The organism is Ignatzschineria sp. F8392, assembly GCF_002252045.1.
Taxonomy (GTDB): domain Bacteria; phylum Pseudomonadota; class Gammaproteobacteria; order Cardiobacteriales; family Wohlfahrtiimonadaceae; genus Ignatzschineria.
In genome coordinates this window covers 36,531-59,675 of sequence record NZ_NEFF01000008.1, presented here as the reverse complement: position 1 = coordinate 59,675, position 23,145 = coordinate 36,531, and the positions used below count along the sequence as shown (strand labels likewise).

At 40.2% G+C, this 23,145-nt stretch carries 16 protein-coding genes; 11 read left to right on the top strand and 5 right to left on the bottom strand.

All coding sequences use genetic code 11. The features are described 5' to 3' along the window. The first annotated feature begins 4 nt into the window (after positions 1–4). The 9 genes from B9T19_RS10035 (at position 5) to B9T19_RS09995 (ending at position 15,404) form a co-directional block, all read left to right on the top strand. Positions 5–1,381, top strand: coding sequence for a cytochrome c (locus tag B9T19_RS10035; protein WP_094568496.1), 1,377 nt, complete (start codon positions 5–7; stop codon positions 1,379–1,381). A 495-nt stretch (positions 1,382–1,876) separates the two neighbouring features. Next, positions 1,877–3,160, top strand: coding sequence for an NAD(P)/FAD-dependent oxidoreductase (locus tag B9T19_RS10030; protein WP_094568495.1), 1,284 nt, complete (start codon positions 1,877–1,879; stop codon positions 3,158–3,160). Positions 3,161–3,528: 368 nt separating this feature from the next. Next, on the top strand, positions 3,529–5,235 hold the full coding sequence (locus tag B9T19_RS10025) for a hypothetical protein (protein WP_143436883.1): 1,707 nt from the start codon (positions 3,529–3,531) through the stop codon (positions 5,233–5,235). A 360-nt stretch (positions 5,236–5,595) separates the two neighbouring features. After that, positions 5,596–7,359 (top strand): carbon-nitrogen hydrolase family protein, encoded by a 1,764-nt coding sequence (locus tag B9T19_RS10020; protein WP_094568493.1) that lies wholly within the window; start codon positions 5,596–5,598, stop codon positions 7,357–7,359. Positions 7,360–7,940: 581 nt separating this feature from the next. Beyond that, entirely contained in the window at positions 7,941–8,708 is a 768-nt protein-coding gene (locus tag B9T19_RS10015) for a YoaK family protein (RefSeq protein WP_233146847.1), read from the top strand. 107 nt (positions 8,709–8,815) lie between these two features. Further along, complete coding sequence (locus B9T19_RS10010) at positions 8,816–10,009, top strand: cupin domain-containing protein (RefSeq protein WP_094568492.1); 1,194 nt, start codon at positions 8,816–8,818, stop codon at positions 10,007–10,009. 379 nt (positions 10,010–10,388) lie between these two features. Next, positions 10,389–13,310 carry a xanthine dehydrogenase family protein molybdopterin-binding subunit gene (locus B9T19_RS10005; RefSeq protein ID WP_094568491.1) on the top strand — a complete coding sequence of 974 codons (2,922 nt, stop codon included), beginning with the start codon at positions 10,389–10,391 and terminating at the stop codon, positions 13,308–13,310. 179 nt (positions 13,311–13,489) lie between these two features. Next, positions 13,490–14,044 carry a (2Fe-2S)-binding protein gene (locus B9T19_RS10000; protein WP_233146848.1) on the top strand — a complete coding sequence of 185 codons (555 nt, stop codon included), beginning with the start codon at positions 13,490–13,492 and terminating at the stop codon, positions 14,042–14,044. A gap of 10 nt (positions 14,045–14,054) precedes the next feature. Then, complete coding sequence (locus tag B9T19_RS09995; protein WP_094568490.1) at positions 14,055–15,404, top strand: cytochrome c; 1,350 nt, start codon at positions 14,055–14,057, stop codon at positions 15,402–15,404. 303 nt (positions 15,405–15,707) lie between these two features. Here the strand turns inward: B9T19_RS09995 and rplI are convergent, their stop codons facing one another. From rplI to kdsB, 5 genes are all read right to left on the bottom strand, one after another. After that, positions 15,708–16,154, bottom strand: a complete 447-nt coding sequence (gene rplI / locus B9T19_RS09985; RefSeq protein WP_094568488.1) for a 50S ribosomal protein L9 — start codon at positions 16,152–16,154, stop codon at positions 15,708–15,710. Between the two features lie 22 nt (positions 16,155–16,176). Continuing rightward, positions 16,177–16,401 (bottom strand): 30S ribosomal protein S18, encoded by a 225-nt coding sequence (gene rpsR, locus B9T19_RS09980; RefSeq protein WP_094568487.1) that lies wholly within the window; start codon positions 16,399–16,401, stop codon positions 16,177–16,179. A 43-nt stretch (positions 16,402–16,444) separates the two neighbouring features. Further along, positions 16,445–16,840: a 30S ribosomal protein S6 gene (rpsF, locus tag B9T19_RS09975; protein WP_094568486.1), complete on the bottom strand. Its 396-nt coding sequence runs from the start codon at positions 16,838–16,840 to the stop codon at positions 16,445–16,447. A gap of 222 nt (positions 16,841–17,062) precedes the next feature. Then, positions 17,063–17,899, bottom strand: coding sequence for an archaetidylserine decarboxylase (gene asd / locus B9T19_RS09970; protein WP_094568485.1), 837 nt, complete (start codon positions 17,897–17,899; stop codon positions 17,063–17,065). A 67-nt stretch (positions 17,900–17,966) separates the two neighbouring features. Continuing rightward, positions 17,967–18,734 carry a 3-deoxy-manno-octulosonate cytidylyltransferase gene (gene kdsB / locus B9T19_RS09965; protein ID WP_094568484.1) on the bottom strand — a complete coding sequence of 256 codons (768 nt, stop codon included), beginning with the start codon at positions 18,732–18,734 and terminating at the stop codon, positions 17,967–17,969. Positions 18,735–19,463: 729 nt separating this feature from the next. Between kdsB and mazG the strand changes: the two genes are divergently transcribed. After that, complete coding sequence (mazG, locus tag B9T19_RS09960) at positions 19,464–20,330, top strand: nucleoside triphosphate pyrophosphohydrolase (RefSeq protein WP_094568483.1); 867 nt, start codon at positions 19,464–19,466, stop codon at positions 20,328–20,330. Next, positions 20,327–21,739 (top strand): exodeoxyribonuclease VII large subunit, encoded by a 1,413-nt coding sequence (gene xseA / locus B9T19_RS09955; protein WP_094568482.1) that lies wholly within the window; start codon positions 20,327–20,329, stop codon positions 21,737–21,739. Before mazG ends, xseA begins: the two co-directional genes overlap by 4 nt. Positions 21,740–23,145: the final 1,406 nt, after the last annotated feature.

Here is a 23,145-nt window from a genome sequence, read left to right as displayed (position 1 = left end):
AGCGATGAGAATTATCAGAAATATTATAATTTTAGTTATTATTTTAGCCATTGTTGTAATTGGCTTCTTTAGTTTCTATAAAGGGGCAAGTTCAGAAATTCAGCCTACTACAAAGTTGAGTAAAGAAGAGCTGATTACGCGCGGTGAGTATCTTGCAAAAGCAGGGGATTGTGCCGCTTGTCACACTAGCGATAAAGGAGATTTTGCCGGCGGTATAGGGCTCGATTCCGGGACGCCTGTCGGTTTGATCTATCCAAGCAATATCACGCCTGATAAGGAGACCGGTATTGGAAATTACTCCTTAACAGATTTTGATAATGCAGTGCGATATGGATTGAAAAAATCGGGTGATGCGCTCTATCCGGCAATGCCTTATCCTTCATTTGCCTCTGTTGCGAGTGAAGATGTGGAAGCGCTCTATAACTACTTTATGTATGCGGTAAAGCCGGTCAATAATAAGATGCCGGTTATATCGGGTAGTTGGCCTTTTAATATGAATTGGCCGGTTAATGCTTGGCGTTTAGCTTTTGCGCCGGAGGTAACGAAGTTAACTGCTTTTACAAGTAATGATCCTATTGAACGGGGGGCTTATTTAGTTGAAGGGTTAGCACATTGTGGTACCTGTCATACGCCGCGAGATGAAGCGATGGCGGAAGTCGCCTATAAGAATGATCCTGATCGCCGTTATCTCTCTGGTGGTAAAACTTTAGAGGGATGGAATGCTGTTAATCTCCGTGGCGATGATATGGATGGATTAGGGCGAATGAGCCATGAAGAGTTAGCAACACTACTGAAAAGTGGACGAAATAGTACTTCTGCCGTTTTTGGCTCGATGGTTGCTGTTGTCAATGATAGCTTACAGCACTTAACAGATGCCGATATTGATGCGATTGCAAGTTACATCAAATCTCTATCGCCAGTGAATCCTAATGGTCAGAAATATCACTATAATCCTGCCACATTTGATGCGCTCTCCAATGGTCGTGTTGATGAGCCGGGCGCGTTAACTTATCTTAATAATTGTGCTGCTTGTCACCGTTCTGATGGTAAAGGCTATGCCGAGACATTCCCTGCGCTTGCCGGTAATTCAGCGATCTTAAATGAGAATGCAGACTCTTTAATTACATTGATTTTGAAAGGAAGCCATATGCCGGGAACGATTGATGCGCCGACAGAGTATGCAATGTTAGGTTATGCATGGCGCCTTGATAATCGTGAAGTAGCCGATCTTGTGAACTTTGTCCGTAATAGTTGGGGCAACAGTGCAAAACGGATCGAAGCGCATGATGTGAGAATCATTCGTGATCAGGTTACAACGCCAGAGATGATTCGTTATCAAGAGTCAGAGATCAATAGTGTACCGCCTTATAATGTAGAGTAGATTACTTTATGTAGGTAATAGAAGAAGTAAGAGATAAGAGCTTATCCTGATGGGTAAGCTCTTTTTTTATATTCTCTTGTAAGAGGCTCTTGTAAGAGGCTGTATAGGACTAACTATTTTTTAATGGATTACTCTCAATAATTGATTATCATTTTCATCTCTATTTTTGGATCTGTTTTGAATCTATTTTAAATCTATTTCAAATCCATTTTTATTTTTATAGGCTCAATTATTGGGTTTTTATTAGTTTGTTTATTGTGTTGTTTATTGGATAGTTTATTAGATCAATTATCATATTTAAAAAATAAATAAACATATAGTGTTTATGTAATATATAATGATTCTAGTAATCTCTATTTTCTCTATTTGATGAGATCATCGATTAGGTTGTCAATTAGACCAAACTTCTTGATATTTAAATAGTCGATATTTAGATAGAAGATCTACTAGAGAGAAGATAGAACCATCTTTAATTTAATAGAGAGGTATAGTTATATGAGTAAAAAGAGAGTCCTAGTTCTTGGTGGGAATTTTGCCGGTTTAGGCGCAGCCCAAAAGATTCGTGAATATGCGAAGGATGAAGTTGATATCACCGTTATTGACCGTAAGTCCTACTTGCTCTATGTACCCAATATTCCGGCAGAAGTTTTAGAGAACCGTAATCCGGAGTATTCATTAAAGATGGATATTCCCAAAACATTGAAGAAAGATAAGATTGACTTTATTCATGCAGAAGTCACAAAGATCGATCCAAAGGCACAGACGGTCTCTATCATCCCTAATGAGCGTCCAGGTGCAGAAGCGCATGAGATGAGCTACGATTATCTTGTGATTGCTCTCGGTGCTAAATTAGCCTTCGATAAAATTGAAGGTTTTGCAGAATATGGGGATACCGTATCAGATTTCTATCATGGTAATAAGCTCCGTAAAAAATTACATGATGGAACCTATAAAGGAGGACCGATTGTTGTAGGTTCTGCTCGATTCCATCAAGGTGATGGGGCGAAAGGTTTAGAGCCTTATCCTGGCGGACAGATTCCTGATGCGATGGCGGCGTGTGAAGGCCCACCTGTTGAGATCAGTTTAGGTTTAGCTGACTGGCTTCAACGCCATAAAATGGGAGATGCCTCCAAGATCACTATAACAACACCTGCTGAGATGATTGCAGAAGATGCGGGCGATAAAGTTGTTCCGCAGTTGCTTGAAGTTGCCGGCAAAATGGGCTTTAAGTATGTGAACAATACTAAAGATATTGTGAAGCTCACGAAAGATTCCATCATCTTTGCAAATGGTATGGAATTACCGGCAGAGTTAAAGATTGTCTTCCCTGATTGGGTTGCGCATGATTTCTTAAAAGGTTTAGAGATTAGTGATAATCAAGGTTTTATTATTACCGATCTCTTGATGAGAAATCCTAAGTATAAAAATATCTTTGCCGCCGGAGATTGTGCTGCGGTAACGATGCCAAAATTAGGGGCGATCGGTCACCAGCAGTGTGAGATTATCGGCCGTCAGGTGGCCATGGATCTAGGTAAGATGGCGCCAGAAAAAGCAAATGAGCCATTAAAGCCTTGGGTCTTCTGTATAGGTGATATTGGTAGCGGTAAGGGATTCTATATCCGTTCTAACTCTTGGTTTGGTGGCGATACCCAAATATTGAAGATGGGCCGTATCCCTTATATGTTGAAGATGCAGTATAAAACACTCTTCTTTGAAACAGATGGAAAAGTTCCTGTTTGGGGGCCTGATGTTGCCGAGATTATGGCGGAGAAGCTATAAAAAAATAGCCTATCTTAGGATCTTAAAGATAAGTTTAAGTAGCTCTTAAGGGGGCTGGAATAATCAATCGCCTCAGTGTTTATCGATACTGAGGCTTTTTTACGGATTCTTTACTCACTTTTGAGACAATAACTCTGTTAGTAGAAATTGTGTATTATTTCTGTAGAATGGAGCAAGTCTTGAAGTTTATTTATTTTTCATTTATTTTAATTTGTTTTTGATTTAATAAAATAATTAATTAATCAACATTTATTTAAAATTTTTTATTTGAAATTTATTGAATGGTTATTTACAACAAGATCAGAACACTTAAATCTTAAACGCATAGTAGTTTTATGCAAAGTTGAGGAATTTTGGTTAAAAAAGGAATGCAGAAAAATATTTTTTATCGCATGATAGGAGGCATTCTCCTAATTATGGTGCTTCTTATCGCTTTGATCGGGAATAATATTACATTTGCACAGAGCGGTGAATCTCGTACCATTGTGCAAGAGAATACCGTCTCACTCAATCAGATTCGCGGGAATCTCGATGATGTAAATGCAAAACGAGAAGTTATTATTGCAGAATTAGCGGAGACGACAGATCCTGATCATAAAATGAGCCTTGAAGTGACGCTCTCCCAGCTCGATCAGCAGAAGCGCAATTTTGAGCGGATGTTTGAGAAGACAGCCCTAGGCGGATTGGAGGTTGAGCTTTTTGATATCTCCGATAATGAAGAGGAGGAGATTCTCCAATATGATTGGCAAAAAGAGCTGATTAAAATCGTTCAGCCGGTCTTTAGCTCCCTGCAAAATTTAACAGAATCACAAAGAAAGCGAGACTTTATTCGAACAACTCGCGCTGAACTTGAGCAGAATCTTATTGCGATCGATGAAGCATTGATTCACCTTAATGAGATCGATGAGTCTGAACTCAATCCTGCTTCACTCAAACAGCTTGATAAGATTAAAAATAGCTGGGAGATTAAACGCGCATACTATGCAAATCAGCTTGAGTTGATTAACTTGCAATATCGAGAGCTAGAGAAAGAGGGGACACTTTCAGAGCGAATTACCCAAGGAACGTGGAACTTTATAACAAATGAAGGGAAGATACTGCTCTATAGTTTAGGAACCTTTTTTGGTCTGCTTTATCTCTTCTCCTGGATCTTGCGACGTGTTGTACAAAGACATGAACGAAAAGTGCAAGAGAATCGCCATACAAGACGGGCAAATCTTCCTTGGCGCTTGATGTTGCTTCTCTATGAAATCTTCTCATTTATTATCGCTTTTTCCGCGATGTTAGTTATCTTGCACTCATCAGGGAATATGGTGCTCTTTGGTTTTGCTATCTTAATTATTTTGGCGATGCTGATCAGTTTCCGTAACTCTGTGCCGGCTTACTTTAAACGTCTTCGCACATTCCTTAATATGGGGCTTGCTCGTGAAGGGGAGCGTGTGATGTATCAAGGAATTCCTTGGGAGATTGAGCATATTAATCTCTATTCGGTCTTTCTCTATAATCCGCTACTCGATAATGGGCGTATTCGACTAACGATCGATCTTCTTGAAGATATGATCTCTCGAGATGTTCCTCATGATGAGGCTTATTATCCTACTAAAGTAGGAGATGTAGTGATTATCGATTCCACCTATGCGGTTGTGGTTAGGCAGACACCAGAGACGATCTATCTCAATAGTTATGGTGCGGCAATTGAGTATGGAACAGAGGAGTTTGTTAATCGTAAACCTAAAAATATTACCGATGGTTACGCTGCAAGCACACAATTTGTTTTAGATCAGGCTCATCGTCATGATGATATTGATCTTATTTTAGAAGAGCTTAAAGCAACGGCGATTGCTGAAATAGAGAAAGACCCTGAAATGGTAGCAACCGTCTTAGGTGTCCACTCTAATTATCGTGAGATTAATGCTTATGGAGATCTAGTCTTCGGCATGAGTATTAGCTTTGGTCCTAATGCTGCAGGTTACTACAATTCAGCGCCGAGACTTTTGCAACGTAGTGCTCTGATTGCGGCAGAGAAACATCAGTGGAAGTTGCCACGTAAGGGATATATTGCCGTAGCGGAGTAATCTAGAGGAATAATATCTCTTATCTTATTACAAGATCTTTATTGGTCTATAGAGTCGATAAGAAGTTGATAAGATCGATAAACGCTAATGAAGGAGTACTTTTGATAAGTACTCCTTTCTTATCAAAATATTTTTTTGAGATCTTTTCTTTTGAGATCTCTTTCATCTGATCTTTTAATTTTGTGATATTCAGCATACTTTTTGTCAATAATCGAAAGAAATCTTTTACTTGCTATGATTAATTGCTAATATCTTCTAATAATAATTCATCATTTTTTATCGAATTTCATGGTTTTCATTCTTAAAAAATGACACATCTTAAATAGAACCTAGATCGTTATAGGGATTGTAAGGTGAGATATGCAGAAAATAATAAAAAAGAGCGAGCATATAGGTCAGCATAAAAAAGAGAAGGTCACTGTTGCCGCGATTGATTTTATTCCGGCATGGGGTGATTTAGAAGGCAATATTGCGCGTCTTGTTGTTGCCGTTGAAAAGCTTGCTCAGGAAGGAATCGATTATGCTGTTTTTCCTGAAACGGCGACTTGTGGTTATCTTTTCCGGGATTATCAAGAGATCTCCCCTTTTTTAGATACCATTCCCGGCAAAACAACTGCGGCACTTCTACCTCTGCTCAAGAGATATAATCTCTATATCAGCGTAGGTATCGCAGAGCGAGATCAAGAGAGCGGACTTGCTTACAATAGTGCGGTCTTATTAGGGCCTGAGGGGATTATCGGGACTTATCGTAAACGGGGGCTTAATAGTCAAGATCAGCGTATTTTTGCCCCGGGAAATAGTGAAACGACGGTCTTTGATACAGCGCTCGGTAAAATTGGACTTCTGATCTGTTATGACGATACCTATTGGCAATATGCGCGTCTCTTGACGTTAAAGGGGGCGCAGATCATTGGTTGGCACTCGGTGTCGGATCGGATTATGCCTAATGCAGCGTCGAGTGAGCGAGTTGGGGATCACTCTACAATTGCACATGTGCAACATATTAGTGCACTTAATGGCGTTTGGTCGATCTGTGCAACTCGCAGTGGAATTGAGACTAATCCATTGACGGGAGCCGAGCTCTACTATAATGGTGGATCGAGTATTTGGGCACCAACAGGAGAAAAAGTGTTGCAAGCCCCCGTGATTTCTCCTGAAGAACTTGCTCCTGGTTTAAATGGAATTTATCGCGCTACAATTGAGCCGGCAGAAGCAGATACTTATCGTGATGCAATTTTGGCAAGAAGAAGAGTTCAGCTTTATATACCTCATTTAGCCCTTCATCGTGCGCCTGATGATGCTAATGCAACTCAAGAGCGCCGGCAGGTATTGTTGAGCGCAGCTCAATGGCCTAAAGAGAGTTCTCTGCTTGATAAGGTGAGCGTTCAAAAGAATCAGCTTTTAGTTTTACCGGCATTCTCTACGATTGCTGATCCCCTTTTAGAGACGGAGATTTTTGCAGCAGCTGAAGAGCAAGGTGGTTCTTTTGAGACAAAAATATCGCAAATTGCAGCGAAAGGGGGCGGTTATGTTGTGGGATCCTATCCTGAAATAGAGCAAGATCGACTCTACCATACAGTTGTTTTAGCAGGGCCAGAGGGCAATATTTTAGGTCGTTATCGTGCAACTCATCTTGATGCATCTGATAAGGGATGGGCGGTTGCAGGAGATCGGATCACGGTCGTGGAGACGTCGATTGGACGAATCGGACTGGCACTGGAGTATGAATTGGCGGTAGCAGAACTTGGGGCTCTCTATAGTGTTGAGCGTACCGATATTATTGCCGCGCCGGCGCGATTACCACTTCCGTTAAAGGTAGAGATTGATGCCGCTCTCTATTCGACCCCTAATCCCCCTACAGGAAGGGCTAATTATTATCCTTATGCAGCGGCAACATTACATCAACTCTGGGTTGTTTGTGGTGGAAGAGAGGAGGGGGAATTTACCGCTAGTGCTATCTATGGGCCTGAGCCTATCGTATTAACGCCGGCATTATTAGCAAAATCTGGAGAGGATTTACTCTATTGCAAGACGGTCGTACCCGCACCTGACTCATGGATTAGTCAAGAACGATTAATTCATGGGCAAGCTGCCATTTGGTTCCCCCCATTGGTGCAAGAGTAGAGGGTAAGAGAGGGTATTGATAGATAATATGCGTAATATTAATTCAGTAAATAATGGGAGAAGCTCTTTATTGATAGCGATTCACCCCTATTATATGAAGTAGGAGCATTAAAGAATAGAAAATAGAAAAATAAATTTTATATAGTGGAGTTAGCGTAATAACTAGTTTTATGACAAGTTTTGCAACTATATAACAGACATAGAGATATAACATGAATAGCATTCAAGGGAGCCATTCCCTGTTATATAGATTATTAACGTTATATGTGAAAATATAATATATATCGATCTGTTTTTATTACCATCTCTCTTCTTAAGATTAACTTTTTAATTAACTGTTTGATTAATTTTTTAATTGGTTTTTTAATTAAATGTTTAAGTCAACACTGGTGTTTATATTAGCGTTTAAATCTTTATAGCGAGTTTGTAGAAATAGATTATTAAAAAAATTGTAAATAATGGTATGTTGGAGTAAATGTATCGCAGTGAGTATGTAGAAGAAAATAAGACTTACAAAATAAGATTTACTATTTAACCTTATAGGTTTTATCACGATTTATCATTATTTGAGGGGATCTACTATGAAAAGTTCTTCATCACAGCCGGAGCAGTCGGTGAAAAGTCGGAATACATTGGCTTCTTCAATGTTAGATCCTGCTTCAACTGCCGTTCCGATTATGGAACGCCCAGAAATTGCTTTCGTTCTGGCGATTATCGCAGGGTTAATGAATGGTTACACCTATCATGTCTCTAAGATCTTCAGTACAGTACAATCAGGAAATATTATTCTCTTAGGTGAGACGATCGCAACTAAAAACTGGCCCCATTTCTATGCGATTATGTTTACCGTTTTAGCGTTTGGTGTCGGCTCGATGTTAACCGCGATAGTGGAGAAGATCTATCGAAATAAGAATAATCATAGTTGGACCTTCGTGATCATCGCTATTGAAGCGCTAGTACTTATTATTCTGGCGAGTGGTTATTTTAATAGTATTCTCTCTATCTCAACAATCTGCATCATCATCTCATTTGTTGCAGGTCTTCAGGGGAATGCTTTTCACAAGGTGAAAGGAATGCTCTACGGAAATGTTGCTGTCACTTTAGTTGTACAGTTGGCATTTAGTAATTTAATGCAAGCTATTCAAGGGGATAAAGGTACATGGCGAAAAGCTGTGATCTTCTTCTCAGTATTATTAGGGTTTGGTTTAGGAGGCTATGCTGGCACATTAGCGACGATTCGCTTTGGTGAGGCGGCCCTTCTTTTACCGGCAATTTTATTAATTTTACTCTTAATCTACCTTCTTTTGGCAAAAGAGAAGGGGGATGATTCAATCGATCCTGCTTCTTAAGCATCATTTCTGGAGTAGTAAGGAGTAGTTCGTTTTTCCAATCAGTGATTCAATCGATATGCTTGATTGCTGATGATATTAACTTAGATAGACAATGGAGATTTTCTATGCCTATAGATAAGAATACCCCGCAGCCGTTTCGCCCATCAGATGGTAAAGGTTGGATCGACCATGGTCCACGTAACATCATGCGCGATCGTGAAAATCCAGATATTTTAGTGCCACCACCAACGGATCATGGCACCATTCCAAACTTACGTTTTAGTTTCTCTGATGCGCATATGCGTTTAGAAGAGGGCGGTTGGACGCGTGAAATTACTAATCGTGAACTACCGGCATCGCTCGATATTGCTGGCGTGAATATGTCGCTTGAGCCAGGTGCTTATCGTGAGCTTCATTGGCATAAAGAGGCAGAGTGGGGCTATATGCTCTATGGTAATGCTCGTGTTACAGCGATTGATGAAGATGGTCGTATCTTTATTGATGATGTTAAAGAGGGTGATATCTGGAACTTTGAAGCTGGAATTCCCCACTCTATTCAGGGATTAGATCAAGGGTGTGAATTCCTTTTAGTCTTTAGTGAAGCTGATTTCTCTGAAAATAACACCTTCCTCTTAACAGAGCTCATTTCTCATATTCCACAAGATGTGATCGCAGCAAACTTCAAGATGGATGTGGATACGCTGAAAAAATTACCACAAGTTGAGAAGTATATCTTTAAAGGCGAGGTTCCAGGGCCGATCAATGTTGTGCGTAAGCATAATGAACATGGTGATGTTCCTTCACCATTTACATTCCATCGTGATTCAATCACGCCTCATGAGTGTGAAGCAGGTAAAGTCTACTTTGTAGATGAGCGTAACTTCCCTGAAGCGAAGACGATTTCAGCAGCATTTGTAGAGATCGAACCTGGTGGTATGCGTGAAATCCATTGGCATCCACGTGCGCAAGAGTGGCTCTACTTTATTGAGGGTAAGGCGCGTATGACGGTCTTTAACTCACAAGGGACGGCAAGAACATTCAACTATCAAGCAGGTGATGTAGGGGTTGTTCCTATTGTAGCGGGACACTATATCCAAAATATTGGTGATGAGCCTGTTCGCTTTATCGAAGTATTTAAACGTCCAGATGCTTATCCGATCTCTCGTTACTCCGATATTTCTCTTAATGCTTGGTTAGCGAGTACACCTACACAGATCGTTGCAGATCATCTCAATTTAACGTTTGAAGAGGCAGAAGCGCTCCCAAATCCAGGGCGTCCAGAGCCTGTTATTTGGTATAAAAAGCCAGAAGGTAAATAGTTGCTGTCGTGAGTGATCTATTGTGTTGATGGATCTGGAAGTATAGTAAATCCATTATCGATCTACCATTAACTCACTTACAATTGACGTACAATTCTATTTTTATTTTTTATTTTTAATATCACCAGTATCGATTCATCTACTTATTTTGAATCGATACTGGTTTTTTGATTGGTTATTTAAATCATCTATTTGAATTACTCATTGTGAATGGGTCATTATTAATTTAAGTAGATCGAGATTTTACTTCAGCTAGACTCCGTTAGATTCAACTAGATTTAGTCCGCTCGATCTGTTGCAATAGAGGGTAATATAGAGAGAGTATATAGAGATCGATCCGATCGTGATCGATTATAAAAGATTAAATAAGGGGTAAGTCATGAGTATGGAGATCTCCCGCCGAGGCTTTATTAAACTCGGTGTTATTGCTGGTATTACGATAATGGTAGGAAAGCTTCCAATCGCGGAAGCTGTAGAGATCAATTCAGGACCGACATCCACAGATTGGATGGGGCGTGATGGTCGGGCAAAGATGCGTTGGGATGCGATTCGTAAAATAACAGGTGAGAAGAATTTTGCCCGAGATTATCGTGCGAAAGATCTGGAGGGTTGGCCGGATCAACAAGCTTACGCCTTTATGCTTAAAAGTACGAAGGCTGATCGAACTTTTGAAGGGATTGATCTTTCGATTCTAGGGAGCGAGCTACAGCCCGATCGCCTTGTGATGCAGGAAGATCTAGTACGAGATGGACTCAATATTCCTCAAGATACCAGCATGGGTGCCGGCTTTTATGGGAGTAATATTCTTCTTCCGAAAGGGGAGACGCCCCCTATCTATGGTCATCCTGTTGCGATTTTGATCTATAAGGATTTTGACCGATTTAGTGCCGCACAACGTCTATTACAATTTGATGAGAGCGTTATTCAATATGGCGCAGTGACCGGTATTAAACCACCCAAAAATTATGGTGCTGCTCGTTATGTCCGTATCGGAGGTGATACACCGACTGCGCCTTCCCAATTCTCCCCTTATCAAGATTCTGCCATTAAAGGCGTCTTTGATGGTAATGAGGTGATTTGGCCACCCGAGGGGTATTCTACTGGCTCTTTAGTCGCCAGTCTTAAGCATAAGGATCGTGGAGGTGGTTTTATCCGTGCTCTAGAGAAGGCCGATAAGAAGCCAGAGATTCAACATATAGGGATGCAACATGCTGAAGCAATAGCCGCTGAGGTAGAGCGGGCAAAAGAGGATCCTAATAAAATTGTTCTAACGCGAAAAGGGTTTTCGCAGTCGATCGATCCGAGTGCGATGGAACCCGATAACTGTAATGCTTGGTATGATGCTGAGAATAAGACGCTTCATATCTTAACAGCGACGCAATCGCCGGCAGGAGTTGCGAATATGGCAGCAGATCTGCTCAAGGAGAGTCGTTTTAAAGGGGTAGAAAATATCCTCCTTTTAACGGGTTCGACGGTAGGCTATGGTTCTAAGGATTACTCTGTTTTCCCAATCTATGCGATGGCGGCTAGTTTCTATAGTGATGGATTGCCGGTACGAATGGCTAATAATCGCTATGAGCAATTTCAGATGGGCATGAAGCGACATGCGGTGGAGATGGAGGTCACTATTACAGCAGATCGTCAAAGTGGCCAATTTGAGATCTTAAAAGGAACTTATCAATGTAATGGTGGAGGGAGAGAGAATCTTTCTGTTGCAGTTTCTCATGTGGCAGTGCGGGGCGCGCAGTCGATCTACTATTTTCCTAAGTCTGATTTGACCGCTTTAGCGATGGCAACACCGGCAGTTGAAGCCGGTTCAATGCGTGGCTTTGGCTCTCTCCAATCGATGGCAATTACAGAATTACTGGTCGATGAGTTAGCGCATGAATTGGGGATCGACCCGATAGAGTTACGTAAAAAGAATGCAATTCGAGAAGGGTATACCAATACTCAAGGAGGTATTTTTGCCGGAGATCCCCGCAATATCGAGATGTTAGAGATGGCACAAAAGCATCCACTTTGGCGTCATCGTCATGAGGCAAAAATGAAGTATGAGGCAGAAAATCCTGGTCGACTCTATGGTGTAGGATTTGCCCAAGTACAGCAAGTTTATGGCTCAAGTGGTGTTCCTACAATTCTCTCACTAGAATTTGATGAGATGGGTAAACTCTCGATGCGCCATTGTGTTCAAGAGATTGGAACGGGTGGAACAACAGCGCAGCAGGTAATGATTTGGCAAGCGTTAGGAAAAGTTCCTGACTATGTCGAATTTGGCGTGACGCAATTTGATGAATTGCCGCTTTATACCAGTTGGGCAAATCAGAAAAAACAGGATCAACTAGCGAAGAATGATCCCTATTGGGTGCCGGCATTGATTCCTGATATGAGTTCTTCAAGTGGTGTTTACTATATCGGCTTTGGAACGCGACAAGCTGGGAATTTTCTTTTAGAACATTCACTCTGGCCGGCGGCAAAAGCGATCTGGAGTGAAGGGATTGGGGGGGGATCTTTTAATAGCCTCAATATGTCTCTGGCAGATCTTCGAATTACAGAGCTCGGTATCGGTGGTGGCGGTATGACACCACTCCCCTTTGAGGTTGTGGCGAAAAAAGCACATGAAATGGGATTGGTCACCGGTGTTGCCGTACATGCTTACTCTAGCTGGCAGTGGGCGCGTGCAGAGTTTGATATTCCCACAGTAGGGATGCTCAATCTCCCCCTAGATGCGCTTGCCGTAAAATATGGGAAAGGGGCGCCGGCAAGCTTAAAAGCGAGGATGACTACAGGGGGATATGATTTTATTAAACGAAAGGTTGCCTATTTCCCAGATACAGATCGATCAGGAGCAGATCCAACGACAGTCACGCCGGCATCGTCACTTGTAGAGTTGAGTGTTGATAGCTTTAGTGGTGAAGTGGAGATCCTTTCACATCATATGATTATGAATCCCGGTAAGCTCATCGTTCCTGAATTAGTCTCAGGGCAAATTCAGGGCGGAACGGCAATGGGGTTAGGGCATGCGCTAATGGAGGAGCTTCCACTCTATGAGGATGGCCCGGGAAATGGTACTTGGAACTTTAATCGCTATCGATTGCCACGGGCAAAAGATGTTGCTGTTTGGAATCAGACGGCACAATTTCTTCCCCCTTTATCGGAAACGTCTCCTCCAAAAGGGATGGCTGAACTTGGGATGATCCCTATTCTGCCGGCAACTAGCAATGCATTAACCCATGCAACAGGTAGACGTTTTTACCATTTTCCGGTAACGGCAGATAAGATTCAGAAAGCGCTCTCAGAGTAGCATTATGAGTATCAAAAAAGGGAGTAAAGATGAGTAGAGAGATAGAGAAAGAGCATCAAGTGGGCACTTTATCGAATCAACAAGGATTAGATGAACAAGGATTAGATCTACAAAAAAATGATCAACAAAATCATGACGAGAAGAGTCATATTGTGAAAGAGCACTTTGATAGTGAAAAGATTCAGCAACGTTATCCTGCAATTGAGCGTAAACCCCTTACACTCACAATTAATGGGGAGGAGGTTGGGCCGATTGAAGTACCATTGACGATGACAATGATCGACTTTTTACATGAGTATCTCGATTTAACAGGGACTCATTTTGGTTGTGGGCAGGGGATTTGCCATGCCTGTACCGTTATGGAGATTCATCCTGATGGGTCAAAAAGTGAAACGAGAACATGTATCTTTGGAGCGCACTATTTTTCCGGCAAAAATATTGTGACGATTGAAGGGCAGGCGACAAAAAAAGATGGAGTATTGATCTTAACGCCTATTCAACAGGCTTTTATTGATAATTTTGCTTTCCAATGTGGTTATTGTGCGCCAGGATTTGTTGCGGGTGCAACGGTTTTTTTAGATCGCTTAAATCGCCACCCCATTAAGAGAGCTAATCTAGAAAAAGCCATTGAGGAGGCACTCAATGATCATATCTGCCGTTGTACAGGGTATGTCCGTTATTATGAAGCAATTCGGGATGTCGCCTTAGCTACCCCCGGTTGTGTTATCGATTAAGGAGTAGAAGATGCGTTATGTTGAAGATATCGATTATTATCGTCGCAGTAAGCAGAACAGGAGCTTAAAGCGCTGGCTCATCTGGCTCCTATTATTGTTGATTATCTTAGCGGTATTAATCCTAATCGGTGTGTTTCGTCAAGATTCTGTGACTACTAAAGGTACTTTGAGTGAAGCAGAGATGAAGGCATTGATACCTAAAGGGCGAGAGCTAGCGCTTGCTGGAGATTGTTTTGGTTGTCATACCCGGGAAGGAGGAGAGATGGGAGCAGGGGGTGTTCCTATTACAATGGCACCATTAGGAACGATCTACTCTACCAATATTACTCCTGATAAGAGATATGGAATTGGCAACTATACGCGAGAAGATTTTCATCGGGCGCTTAAAGATGGGGTAGGTAAGGAGCGTGGAAATCTCTATCCGGCAATGCCTTACGTCTTTACCCATATTACGACTGATGAGGATATCGATGCGCTTTACGCTTACTTGATGAGTATTCCTCCTTTAGCAATTCCTAATGCTCAAAATAGTGGGGTATTTGCTTGGCCCGTACGCCCATTTTTGAACTTTTGGACACTCTTTAACTTTCCAGATCGATTGGCACCGCATGATCCTAATCGTTCTGAAGTATGGAATCGAGGTGCTTATCTCGTTGAGGGATTAGCACATTGTGGCGCTTGCCACTCTCCTAGAAATTTTATGATGGGGGTAGATTTTAAAGCGGCATTGACCGGAGGATTTGAAGATGGGTTAGCGATTCCTAATATTACGGCTGAGACATTGGCGAAAAGAGGTTACTCATTAGAAGATCTTACCGAGTATTTAGCGACTGGAATTGCCCCGGAAGGGGATTCTTTTGCGGGAATGGAGACAGTGACCCATTTCTCGACAAGTCAGATGAATCGTCAAGATGTGATTGCTATGGCAACCTATCTTCTTACCGATAAAGGGGGGAAGATTCTTTCGCCTAAGCGCTCTCCTATTATGACTAATCAAGTTATAGGAGCGATGAAACAGGCAGATCTTGTAGCGGGTCGAGAGAATTATTTAGCGGCTTGTGCTACTTGTCATGGGATAGAGGGTAAGGGAATTCCACATGTAGCGCCAGCATTAGAGGGAGATGCGATCGTGATGATGGAGGATCCACAAACTCTAATTGCCGTTGTACTCAATGGAATACCCACAACCTCCTACTCTAATGGGGAGCGTATGTACGCTATGCCAGGGTTTGAAGGTGCATTAACCGCGAAGGAGATTGCCGATCTTCTTAATTGGGTGAGAGTTGAGTGGGGAGGCATTGAAAAACCGATCAAAGCAGATCAGGTTGCCCCTCAAGGAGAATCTCTACTCCATTTATAAATTTAGAATCCAGAATCCAGAATCTAGAATTCAGAATCTGTAATCTCCGATTCATGATTTCCAAGATGATTTATGATGTAGCTCTACACTCTACATTAAGGATAATAGTAGGAATAGTAGGAATAGCAGATGAGGTAGATAGGATAGATAGGATAGATAGGATAGATAAGGTAGATAAGGTAGATAAGAGAAAGCCCACTATTGAGTGGGCTTTTTTGATTCATTGTCTTAGGATGAATTTTATTATTGATGTTTTGATCTGAATTTTAAAGCTACTAACATGTAGCTTTAAAACCTAATCGATTATTCAGCTGTTACGTTAACAGTGATTTCAACATTCACATCAGCGTGGAGGTGAAGTGTAACTGTGTGCTCGCCGAGTGAACGGATTGCACCATCATGGATACGAACTTCTTTACGCTCAACAGGTACACCTGCATCTGTAATAAGAGTTGCGATATCTTGAGCTGTTACTGAACCGAATAGACGACCTTCTGAACCTGCGTTTGCAGCGATAGTCATCACTAAACCAGCAAGTTTTTCACCACGTGCAGTTGCTTCCGCTAATACTTCAGCTTGTTTCTGCTCGAGTTCTGCACGACGCTCTTCAAAGCGAGCAACGTTAGCTTCAGTCGCTTCAGTCGCAAGACCTTGTGGAAGAAGGTAGTTACGTGCAAATCCTGGCTTAACATCGACCATGTCGCCAAGAGAACCTAAATTTTCAATTTTTTCTAAAAGAATAACTTTCATTGATTATCTCCCTTTGGACAAATTAGTGTTGATCAGTGTATGGGAGCAATGCAATGTAGCGAGCACGTTTAATTGCAGTTGCGAGCTGACGCTGATAGCGTGCGCTTGTACCCGTTACACGGCTAGGTACGATTTTACCTGTCTCTGTAACATAATTTTTTAAGAGATTAATATCTTTATAGTCGATTTCTTTAACGCCTTCAGCGGTAAAACGACAATATTTTCTACGACGAACATAACGTGACATAATTTTATTACCTTTTGTCTATATTTTAAAAGAGATCCGATGCTTATGCTTCTTCGCTATCTGCGTTGTCAGCATCATCGTTGCTTTCAGCTTCAACTTCACGATTGTCATGATGACGCTCAGGTTTTGCTGCAACAACAGATGGTTCAGTTTCCGCTTCTTCTTTGTTGATGATAAGATCACGGATAACCGCATCGTTAAAACGGAATGCGCTTTGTAGCTCTTCTAAAGAGGCTTTATCACATTCAATGTTCATAAGAACGTAGTGTGCTTTATGAATTTTTTGAATAGGATATGCTAATTGGCGACGGCCCCAATCTTCTAAACGATGGACTACGCCACCATTATCAGTCACGATTGCTTTGTAGCGATCGATCATTGCAGGAACTTGTTCACTTTGGTCTGGATGAACCAGAAATACTACTTCGTAATGACGCATTATTCATGCTCCTTATGGATTTAAAAAATATTTAAAGTCTTTTAAACACAACTTAAAAGACAAGGAGACCTAGAGTCTTGTAGTTTTGATTGGCACTATTTTTTTAAACTTTTTCAGTAACTAAAAAGCTTAGAAAGCACCATCTCATTAAAAGACTCAAAATCAAGCAAAGCATTATACCCGTTAAGATTTATAAAAGAAAGGGGAAAGAGCGGAGAAGTGCTAGAAGCTCTCTTCTTGAAGATGAAAGAGCGGCTCACCAAGTTTAATGGGCTGATACTCTTTGATGAGAGGATCGAGCATTAAATTCCCTTTCTCTGTAATAACGATTGCCGTTGATCCCATATTGAAGCGCCCCATCTCTTCCCCTTTTTTCAAGGAGATCCCCTCTTTTTGATAATCACTATATTGTAGCAGTTTGCCATAGGGTGGTGTAACGGTTCCCGACCAGATAGTTTCAATACTAGAGACATTAATGGCACCGACTAAGATAACGATCATCTTGCCATAGGGGGTCTCAAAGAGTGAGACGTGTCGCTCATTCTCCGCAAAAAGAGCGGGGATTTTTTCAGCAGTCTTTAAGGAGACACTATAGAGTTTCCCCGGGATATGAATGGTCCGTAGAAGGGTTCCATCCACTGGCATATGGATACGATGGTAATCCCTTGGTGAAAGATAGATCGTTGCAAAAGAGCCATCTTTAAAAGTGTCTGCTAATTGTGGATCAGCAATTAATGATTCTAAGGTGAAGTTGTGACCTTTGGCATGGATAAATTGAGTCTTATCTAATGCTCCACTTGCTGCAATTTTCCCATCAGCAGGGGAGATGAGCGCTGCGTCGCTTATGGGACGAGTCCCCTCTTTTAACTCACGGGTAAAAAAATCATTGAAGTTAATAAACTGTTCTGGGCTTTGACGTTCATAATCTTGCCAAGCGATCTTGTAGATTTTCGCAAATTGGGAGATGAAAAGGTTTTTAAACCATGCTGTTTTGATACGTGTAATTTTACGAAACAGAGTAGATGAGAAGCGTTGAAATGAGAGGTTGTTGAGAAACATGGATAATCTCCTAAATTTTTAAGTATTAAGCCGACCGTGAGTTTAGTCTATGATTTAGTCGAGGTGCTTATTTGAGGGTGCTTAAAGAGTGAATCCAAGATTCTGCTGTGATTAGATCCGCTTCAGTATCGATACCGGCAGGGGGTGCTTCTGTAGTGATTGCGACAGCAATTTTATAATTGTTCGCAAGGGCTCTGAGCTGCTCTAATTTCTCTAAAGACTCAAGATGGGAGGGGATTAAATGGGGATAGGCATTGAGAAAACTCGCACGATAAGCATATAGGCCTATATGGCGCAGATAGGGGGAGTCTTCAATTACCCCTGTTACCGGCATTGCATCTCTCTGGTAAGGAATCGCAGCTCTTGAGAAGTAGAGTGCTTCATCAGCCTCATTGAGAACAACTTTTACAGCATTAGGATTATGAACTTCTTCCCATTGATGAATCGGGGTTGCCAATGTACTTATTGCAACAGAAGGATTTTCTTTGAGGGCTGTTGCTGCAAGATCGATTAAATTAGTGGGTAGAAAAGGCTCATCCCCTTGCCAATTAACAATGATCTCATCATCGGGGAATTCTAATTTTTGAGAGACTTCGCTGAGACGATCAGTTCCAGATTCATGGGAATCTTTTGTCATAATAACTTCTGCGCCTAAAGCTTTTAAATGATGATAGATTGCATCACTATCCGTCGCAACGATAATGCGCTTCGCATCGCTCTTCAATGCTGCCTCCCAGGTCCACTCTATAAGAGGCTTGCAGGCAAGGTCGCGTAACATTTTATTAGGAAGGCGAGTCGACTTTAATCGTGCGGGGATGATAATGGTATAACTCATAATTAATTTAATGCTCTCTTCTGTAAATGAAAGTTGAATGGAATAATTGAATGGAGCGATTAAAATAGTTTTTTATAAGACTCCATTGATTAATTGGAGAGATTATAGCAATAGGGGGCGTTTGGCGCGAAGAATTAAATTAGTGATCATTTATTTGGATTTTTTCACCTAAAAAGAGAGAAAAATTTGATGTAGAAAATAGGAAGTTGTTCAAAGATTGCACCACTTTTTAACGCGTCTCTCATTGTGAAAAAAACAGAAAAAAAGATCTAAAATTAGCTTGACTTATTAACATCTTTTCAAAAGCTCGATAATTAGAGGGTTATGTCGCTATTTGACTTTTGTGAGTTTATGATTTGTGAAATCGATTGATATTACTAGCTTTAGAGAGGTGTCTAATTATTGGTCATTTTAATAGATGAGCCATTTTAATGCCCTTTATGCTCCTTATCATCGAGTTATACACAAGGTTATCCACAGTATCTGTGGGTATCTATTTTTAGGTCAATTACTTTCTAAAAGTCAAATTTTGGCATCTTATCTCATCATTCACTTTGAAAGATATTTTGAAAGATACTTTGATCAGATTATTAGGATGCTATTCGGTCTTTAGTTTTATTTAAAAATAACAATATAACGGGTATCATAAGCCCCATCATTAGTTGTAATTATTAGTTGTAAATTAGTGGCATTAAGCTAATCAATAAGAATAGGGAGTAGGAAAGCATCATGGCTCATAGAGAGAGATTAGATCACTTATTAGAGACGATGGCTCGATTGCGAGCTGAGGATGGTTGTCCTTGGGATCGTGCGCAGACACATCTTTCTCTGATTCCCTATTTAAAAGAAGAAGCCGCTGAAGTGATTGATGCTATTGTTGAATTAACCGAAGCGGATCAGATAGCTCGGCAAGAGAATATTAATGATAAAATACAAGAGCCTTATATCAATGATCAAGAGCAGATTAGAGAGGCTGCATTAGAAGAGGAGCTCGCGGATCTATTGCTACAGATCCTTCTTCATTGTGAGATTGCAAAGGAGCGAGAAGCTTTCGATTTTAGTGATGTGATGGCGCGTCTCAATGAGAAGATAATACGTAGACATCCCCATGTTTTTGCCGGAAAGCAGTACCATTCAATCGCTGAACAGAAGGCAGATTGGGCTCGTATCAAAGCAGAAGAGCGAGCAGAGAAGAGAGTAGAGATCAATCCATCATTGCTTTCGGGAATTCCCAGAGCTCTCTCTCCTTTAAGACAGGCAGAATTATTACAGAAAAAAGCTGCGACAGTAGGTTTTGACTGGGATGAGATTGATCCTGTTATTGAGAAAGTTGAAGAGGAGCGTTTAGAGTTTTTTGAGGCAATGGAGAGCGGGGATCGAGAAGCGATAAAGAGTGAGTTGGGGGATCTCTTCTTCTCATTGGTCAATTTAGCACGCTTTTTAGAGATTGATCCTGAAGAAGCATTGCAATTGACTAATCTAAAATTTAGACGTCGATTTAATTATATTGAGAAGAGCGCCACAGCGCCACTAGAATCAGTAACGCTCGAAGATTTAGACCGCTATTGGAATGAGGCAAAGCAAGGAGGATTATGAGTCGGCATGATCTTTTCAGCACAGAAAGGGAGGGATATCCTCTAGAGAATCGAGAAAAACGTGACTTATCTGATGCTGTCTATTCAGTTACGGCGCTCAACTTTGCGATTCGAGATCTTCTTGAAGGTGCATTTTTCTATTGTCAGGTTGAAGGAGAGGTCTCTAATGCGGCTTATCCTGGTTCTGGACATATCTACTTTAATCTTAAAGATGAAGGTGGGATGCTTAAGTCTGTCATATGGCGTTCTCAAGCAGAGCGTTATCGTTCATTGATTACAAATGGTCAGAAAATAAAGTTAACTGGAAAAGTCTCCGTCTATGCGCCTCGAGGAGAGTATCAGTTAATAGTCTCTCGTGTTGAAGAGGCTGGAGTTGGTGATCTTTATCTACAATTTTTAGCACTTAAAAATCGCCTTGCAGAAGAGGGGTTATTTGATACGCATTATAAACAGCTTATCCCTAAGCATCCGCGTAAGATAGGTATTATTACCTCACGAAGCGCCGCAGCGTTACAAGATGTCTTACAGGTTTTCTCATCCCATAGACCCGATATTCCCCTTAAGCTGTATGCAACTAATGTACAAGGAAGAGGGGCCGAACATGATATCGCTAATGCAATTGGGCGTGCGAATCGAGAGAATATATGTGATCTTCTACTTCTTATCCGTGGAGGGGGCAGTATAGAGGATTTATGGTGTTTTAATGAAGAAGTAGTTGCTCGCGCAATCTTTGCTTCTAAGATACCTATTATCACAGGAGTAGGGCATGAGACAGATATTACAATAGCTGATTTCGTCGCCGATCTACGAGCTCCAACGCCATCTATGGCAGCAAAATATTCATCACAATCTCGAGATGAGCTCTATCAATATCTTTCAGAAGTTGAATCCCATTTAATGAAAATGATGCGGGATAAGTTACGTACGCTCGAAAAAGAGATCGATCACCTCTCCTATCGACTCTATCTTAAAGATCCTAAATCGCGCTTAAGTCAAAATAGGGAGCAATTGATTCGTCTAAAAGCAGGTTTAGGAAGAGCGATTCATTATCGATTAGAGCAACTTCAGGCGCGTTATTCAGTTATCAATGATCGATTGAAGAGAATCTCTTTAAATGATCAGATAGAGCGTCATCAAGATCGACTTCAGATGATGAGTGATGGGATGGAGAGAGCGCTTAGAAAAAAATATCAAGAAAGAGAGCAAGCGTTTGTCAATACTGTAGAGAAGTTAACGCTATTGAGCCCTCTCAATACGCTTTTACGCGGTTATTCTATGACCACTAAAGAAGGGCAGTTAGTCAAAAGTATTACTGATGTCGAGATCTACGATCAGTTAGAGATAGAAGTGACTGATGGAACGATTGATGTTGCTGTTATTTCTGTCGGTTTCCATGAGCGAAGTGAATGAAGATATTAATTGTTATAGGCCAGCCATCAATGAAAATACAAGTTTTATATTATTTGACTGGACTTTTAGTCATTACCTATATTCTATAATCATTCTATCAATATTAACTACTTAAAAATATTTTAACTCTTATAAAGTTAGGACTATCATTCAAATTTAAAAGCGATATTTTTATTTAAAGTATGTAGAAAAATATACTATTGATTATCTTTTTTCGGGAACTTAGCATCTAAAATTTAATTTTGAGGGGATAGTTAAGGGCTTAATAATAGATTAAGCTCTACTTCTATAGGGTTCTGTTTATTTTAAATACTCAAATCGACTATACACATTCTAAAATCAGATTTACTTTTTGAAGCCTCTTTGTGGTGGACAGATGGTAAAACTATCTCTTTAGCTTCTAATTGAAGACAGTCAATATATTTTAAAATATATTGATTTGTATATTTTATAGTTTAAATGTCAATTATTGTAATCTCCATTAAATTTAATTCAGCGTTTATAAGTGTTTTTTTATGTTTGACAGTTGGGTCGATATGTAATAAGCAGTTTAAGGCTGATATTTACCATTTTTTAAATGTAAATTTAAGTGTTTTTATGTATTTATTTTAAATTTAGAAAGAGATATATAAAGAGTAAACTCTATCTTATATTTTTTATGTGTATATATTTCAACAGGATAGAGTTTTTGTGGGAAATTAAAATATATTTCTATTGATATATATTAAAAAAACAGTTGATTTTTATATTCCATCAAATTTTTATTGATAATTATTCTTTTTTTGGTCAATTGTTGATCATATTTAAGTTTTTAAAATACTCTTTTTTCTCTGATATCATCATTTTTTTTTGTTCTTATATCCTCACCAAGTCTGCTATTCACACATATTATTAATAATATATTACTTGTTTTAGTAACCTTCATGGGTATTTAAGCTTATAGTTATAAATTGACACTAATAGGTATTATTTTATAATCAGAATCACCTTTTGTTGTGAGAATGAGTGGTCAGTTATAAACAAAGTTTTAATGAGTGCTTCCATTGGGAAGGTTCAATATGCGATAGCAGCTAGATATGGGTCTTTATCTGACAATCTAATTGGTGATGTTTGATGTCTATTAAGACACTGTTATATCGTTGAGTCGGTTTACTTATTTATAAATAAGTTCTGTAGAAATTGATGTATAGAAATAGATCTATAGAGGTTAATTGCTTTAGCTCTCTTCTCTATTCACGTGTTTCGCTGTTTATAGATGTATATTAATCGCAAGTTATAGATTAGATAGAACGTTAATAATATTTTTTACTTGAATGAATATTCAGGTAGGCCTCTTTTTATCCTTTTTTTAATTGCCTTAAAGTTAAGCAATCTGAATAAGTTATTTTTTAACAATATAGCGGAGT